Below are 4,727 nucleotides of genomic sequence, written 5' to 3'. Positions count from 1 at the left end.
CGCCGGGGCCGCCGCAGGAGCAGGGGCCGCGAGAGGAACAACAGGCAACGGCGCTCGAGGAAACGCAGACAGCGGTACATACCCCGTCGTAAGCGTGCCCCCCGATCCAGCCGACATTGAGAGCGTGGGCGCCCTCGATGCAGACGTAGAGTGCGGCTGGGCGCCCGATCCGAAGGCGGCGATGAGCGAAGCGTTCCCCGATTTGTTCAAGACCGCTTCAACGACGCCTTTCTGGGCCTCGTCGGGCAGGCCTTTCCACCACCCCTTCCAGGCCAGCTTCGCGGCGCGATCGTAGCGGGCGAACAGGGGGTTGCGGCCGTTCCAGTGCATGTTCACGGCGATGTTCATGCCGTTGGCCTTGAAGAGACGGCGATAGACGGGGCCCGCCAGCACCTTGCTCGCCACCAGGGTCGTCCCATCGAGCACGAGGGTGTATCCCATGTGCGCGCGCAGGCTCTCCCTGAGATACGACCTCCCCTCCCAGGTGTGCCGTGACTGCTGCTCGAGCCACGCCAGGATGCGCTGCCCCTCGGGGTCGCGCTTCGGGTCGCGTCCCTCCGCACGGATCTCGCGCAGACGGGCAGCCTCCTTCCCTACCTGCAGCAGGTCGCCCTCGGTGCGCAACGTCTCGCGCTCCACGGCGTGGATGCTTGCATCCTCGACCACCCCCGCCACATCGATGGCGACCTTCGCGCCGGGCCACGGCACGAGGTTGGCGCCCACGGCGGCGGCCTCACCCACGTACCTGGCGTACCGCGAGCCCGCGAGGTCGAGGGTGCCGTTCGAGGGAACGAAGATGCCGCTCGAGGTGTCGAGGGCACGGGTGTCCGCGGCGGGGACGTCGCCCGCGACGGCCTGCAGGGCCAGCGAGAGAAAGACAAGGGCCAGGATGATCTGCTTCATGGCGATTCTTGTCGAAAATGGTCGATTCGTATTCCGTGCAACCTCAGTCCACGCAAAAAACACCCGTGCGTGATGGGGGTCGGGGTCTGTAACACCCGCGCGGATTGGGTGTGAGCGCCGATAACACCCACGCGCGGTGGGGGCTAAAGCCGGAGCCGCAGCCAATTGACACCTGACGGGCAACATCTGCGCCAAAGAAGTTCACATCTGTGCCGCCTTTGTTCACATCGCCGAAACGAACCCGAAACAACCGACCACCGTCGCGTCAACATCACGGGGCTATGCTTGGGGAACAGCGAACACACGAGGAGATGGCACCGATGATCACGGCACTGGGTCGCCCTTCGTTTCACCCCACGCCCACCCGCACACAGGGCTCGCCTGAACCTTTGCAGGGCGAGCAGCCCCCTTCGGGAGATTCAGTCGACCTCTCCCCCGCGGCGCAACAAGCGCTCGAGCCTTCAGACGTGATGACGCAGATCGACACACAGCCCGCCGTCGTGCTCAGCCCAGACCAGCTCGGAGAGGCCCGAGCGGGAGGCTCTGATGCCCGCTCGACCTCGCAGAAGGCGGTTGCGACCGAGATGCGGGCCGTCAGTGCGCTGGCCGACAGACCCGTGCCCTTTGCTCACCTCGACAACAAGAACGATCTGTCCGCATTCGCCGCGCGTCACGATGACGGCTCTCTCTGGTGCTACACCGGACATGTCACCCAGGGGACCGACCGAACCGGCAGCATGACCGTCGACTACGCCACCCGCTACGACGTCGACGCAAAGGGTCACGTGAAGGCCACGACCTTCTATCCCAATCCTCAGGTCGGTGACGAGTACTGGTACTTCAAGCTCACGGCTGACGAGCGCGGGCTTCACGCTTCGGACCCGAACTTCGACACCGCGTGCCGCAACCCGCGTCTCCCGCAGGCGGTGCGGCAATGAGACAGTGGCTCTGCACCCTGCTCTTCATCGCGCTCTCCGCGCTGACCCCCGTGGGGGCTCAACCTGCCCCCATCACACTGCCCCCCGCCACCGACCCGCTCGTGAAGACCCTGCTCGGTCGTTCTCCCCAGCGCGTACAGGCCCTGGCCGATGCGCTGACTGCGGCAGATGCGGCCACTGAGCTCTCGATCTCCAATCTCACCTTCACGTTCGGGCGACGCTTTGGCGGACCGTCGGTACGACGACATCAGCTGGCGCTGCGCGGCCGAAGAATCGTGAGCTGCGTCGACGAGCGAATCGCCCTGAAGCTTGCCGACAACCCACAGTCCGGCTGGAGAGAGGGGAAGTGGAGGGGGCCGCTGCAGATTCCCAACATCGACCCGCGAGCAGAGCGCGTTGCCCTCGCGTCAGCCTGCGCAGCCCGCGTGCGCCTGACGGTCGCCATCGAGCGCCTGTCGCCCCATCTCATCGTGGCCGACGCCCGCTCACCGCAGCCGATTCTAGAGGCGCTCGCAGCGTACAAGGATCTCTGGTACTACGAAGAGCAGACGCTGTCTGCGTGTGCACCGCCCCGTGAAGGGCTGCGGGTGGTGGGCGCCTCTCGGCGCCTCGTGCTGGTGTTGCGCGCCTGCGGAGCCCGCAACGCGCCCCTGCTCACGAAGGCAGATTCGAAGGCGCTCCTGCGTTCGCTGGCGGCGCTGCGTCTCAAAGCCGAAACCGCCCAGACCAACATTCCCCACGCTGGTGAAGCCGCATACAGCTTCAAGCAGGTCGACCTCACCCCCCAGGGGCCCGCGGTCGTACCCATGCGCAACGATGGCGAGATCGCGCGCATGCTCAACCTCTCCTTCAGCTACACAGAGGGCACCGTACTGAACGATGTGTCGACCTATTGCGACGCCATTGCAGACATGCGCACGGTGGCGCGTGTGCTGGCACGTCTGGGAACCCCCGTGACCCTGCCCCGCGACGATACCCGTGCCGTCGTAGCGTGCGCCAAAGCCAAGAAGCCCGTGTTCAAGCACGTGCCGCCAGACCCAGGCACCTTCGAGCCCCCGTTCAATGACAACGTGTATCGGAAGCGCTGAGCCGGGCGGGCGCGATGGGGGTTGGCACAAGAAACACCCACGCGCGATGGGGGTCGGCACCGATAACCCCACGCGAATTGGGGGTCGGCGCCGCCAACACCCACGCACAACGGGGGTCGACACCGATAACCCCACGGGGATTGGGTGTCAGCGCCGCAAACACCCACGCGAATTGGGCGTCAGCACCCCGATCCTACCCCTCACACCAACGGGTGTGCCTCCTCCGGCAGCTCGCGACCGACCTCGAGCGCCTTGGCCGCGAAGTACTCGGCGCGAGCCTCATTCCACAACGCCTCGTCGGCAACCTGACCGCTCGCCACTGCGGTCTCCCACAGCTGTCGCGCAGACAGCAGCAAGAGGGGGCGCTGCCCGCTGCTCGATACCGTGGCCAGCTGCACCAGGTCGTCGATCACGCGCACGTCAGCGGGCAGCTCTTCGAGAGGAACGCCGTCATCATCGAAGCGCACAAACACCACGACGAGCGCCAGGCCCCCCTTTCCGCCTGCTTCGAGGATCTCCGCACTCGTCTTGAGCTGCTTGAAGGCCCGTGCGAACCTGCCGTGCCCCACCTTGACCTCGAACAGCGTGGTCGGCTGGCCCGCTGCACCCGCCACCGCGTCGATCTCACGATAGCGACGCAGCCACCGTCCACGCTCGGCCTGTTCGTAGGTGAGGATGCGCTGCGGCATGAGCGGCACCGACTGCTCGAGATGGGCGCGCGCGGCCTTCTCGAGCACGTACGGCAACCGATGCATGGCCGTGAACCCTGTTCGCTGACCCAGTGGCTGATTGTACTGCTTCTGCCGCGCACAGAAATCACGATAGGCGCGATTCTCAGGCGGAACCAGCATGACACCCCGAACACGAAGCACGCGACGACACCTCCTTCGCTAGCATACGCATGGGGTGCGCCATACTAACCGTCCAGTCCGCGTCTGCGCTCCTCGGCGTACTGCCGAGAGTACGCCTGCGGTGCTCGCTTGTGCGGGCTACCGATCTCGTCTCCTGTTTGCTCACCTCGTATCGTCTCTACTACTGGACGGTTAGTAAGATGTCGCGAGCGAGGGTGCCTGTGCAGAGAGGCCTACGAGAGCTTCAAGACGCCTGCTTGTCTTCGAGATCGCTGATGCGGCCGGCGTGCTCTTTGAGCATGACACCCAGGCTCGCGAAGGTTCCGCGGAGCTCGACGATGGCGGTGTTGGTGTTGACCATGCTGACCTGCAACCCGTCGACCCCGACGTGCATGCGCCGCAGATCGGTCTGAACCTCGACCATCTCAGACTGCAGCTTCGAGATGCTGGTCTGCATGATGGCGATCTGGGCCTGCATTCCCGTGATGTGTGACTGGGTGTCGCCCACCACTTCCTTCAGCCCCTCGACCTCACGAATCGATTGACGCTGACTGACGTGAATGTCTTGAAAGTGGCCATCGATGCGTTGGATGAGCTCGTCCATGTCGTCTTCTCCTTGTGGGCCAGACGGGGAAACCACCAGGCCGATCATACCACACCTGTGGTGGCTGCGCCAGACTATCAGGCGCGTATTGCCGAGTCATTGCTCTGATGTAAAAGGTCGGTGAACGATATGTTGCCGAGATGTGAATGATCGCTGTCCGAATCGCGAAGGCAGTTCCGGAGACACAGAACATCGCCCCCTGCGGGGCTGCGCGCACGCCCCCACAACAGGAAGGGGGTGAGCGTCAACGCCTCCCCGTCTCCTCCAAAAACAACAACCCACTGACGAGAGCCTCAGGGTCGCCTGCACCGCATCAATCTGAGAGCTCCGCAGGACCACGCTG

5 protein-coding genes are annotated in these 4,727 nt (G+C 64.9%); 2 read left to right on the top strand and 3 right to left on the bottom strand.

The window, feature by feature from the left end; translation table 11 throughout:
* The coding region (locus EB084_19805) for a hypothetical protein (GenBank protein NDD30510.1) at window positions 1-903 on the bottom strand (903 nt) is incomplete at its 3' end.
* 320 nt (window positions 904-1,223) lie between these two features.
* Here EB084_19805 and EB084_19800 point away from each other — a divergent pair.
* Window positions 1,224-1,841, top strand: a complete 618-nt coding sequence (locus EB084_19800; GenBank protein ID NDD30509.1) for a hypothetical protein — start codon at window positions 1,224-1,226, stop codon at window positions 1,839-1,841.
* Entirely contained in the window at window positions 1,838-2,929 is a 1,092-nt protein-coding gene (locus EB084_19795; protein NDD30508.1) for a hypothetical protein, read from the top strand. The genes EB084_19800 and EB084_19795 overlap by 4 nt, the downstream gene beginning before the upstream one ends.
* 200 nt (window positions 2,930-3,129) lie before the next feature.
* On the opposite strand, the gene EB084_19790 is transcribed toward EB084_19795, so the two are convergent.
* A complete protein-coding gene (locus EB084_19790; protein ID NDD30507.1) occupies window positions 3,130-3,780 on the bottom strand; it encodes a hypothetical protein in 651 nt (216 codons plus the stop codon).
* A 244-nt stretch (window positions 3,781-4,024) separates the two neighbouring features.
* A complete protein-coding gene (locus EB084_19785; protein NDD30506.1) occupies window positions 4,025-4,384 on the bottom strand; it encodes a hypothetical protein in 360 nt (119 codons plus the stop codon).
* Window positions 4,385-4,727: the final 343 nt, after the last annotated feature.

This window comes from Pseudomonadota bacterium, assembly GCA_010028905.1.
Classification (GTDB): Bacteria; Vulcanimicrobiota; Xenobia; order RGZZ01; family RGZZ01; genus RGZZ01.
Note: the sequence above shows the minus strand (reverse complement) of the source record. Positions and strands in the feature narration are given on the sequence as shown.

Bases quoted from the DNA above. Each gene is read 5' to 3' on its own strand.
- EB084_19800 (NDD30509.1), top strand. From the start codon at position 1,224: ATGATCACGGCACTGGGTCGCCCTTCGTTTCACCCCACGCCCACCCGC.
- EB084_19785 (NDD30506.1), bottom strand. From the start codon at position 4,384: ATGGACGAGCTCATCCAACGCATCGATGGCCACTTTCAAGACATTCAC.
- EB084_19795 (NDD30508.1), top strand. From the start codon at position 1,838: ATGAGACAGTGGCTCTGCACCCTGCTCTTCATCGCGCTCTCCGCGCTG.
- EB084_19790 (NDD30507.1), bottom strand. From the start codon at position 3,780: ATGCTGGTTCCGCCTGAGAATCGCGCCTATCGTGATTTCTGTGCGCGG.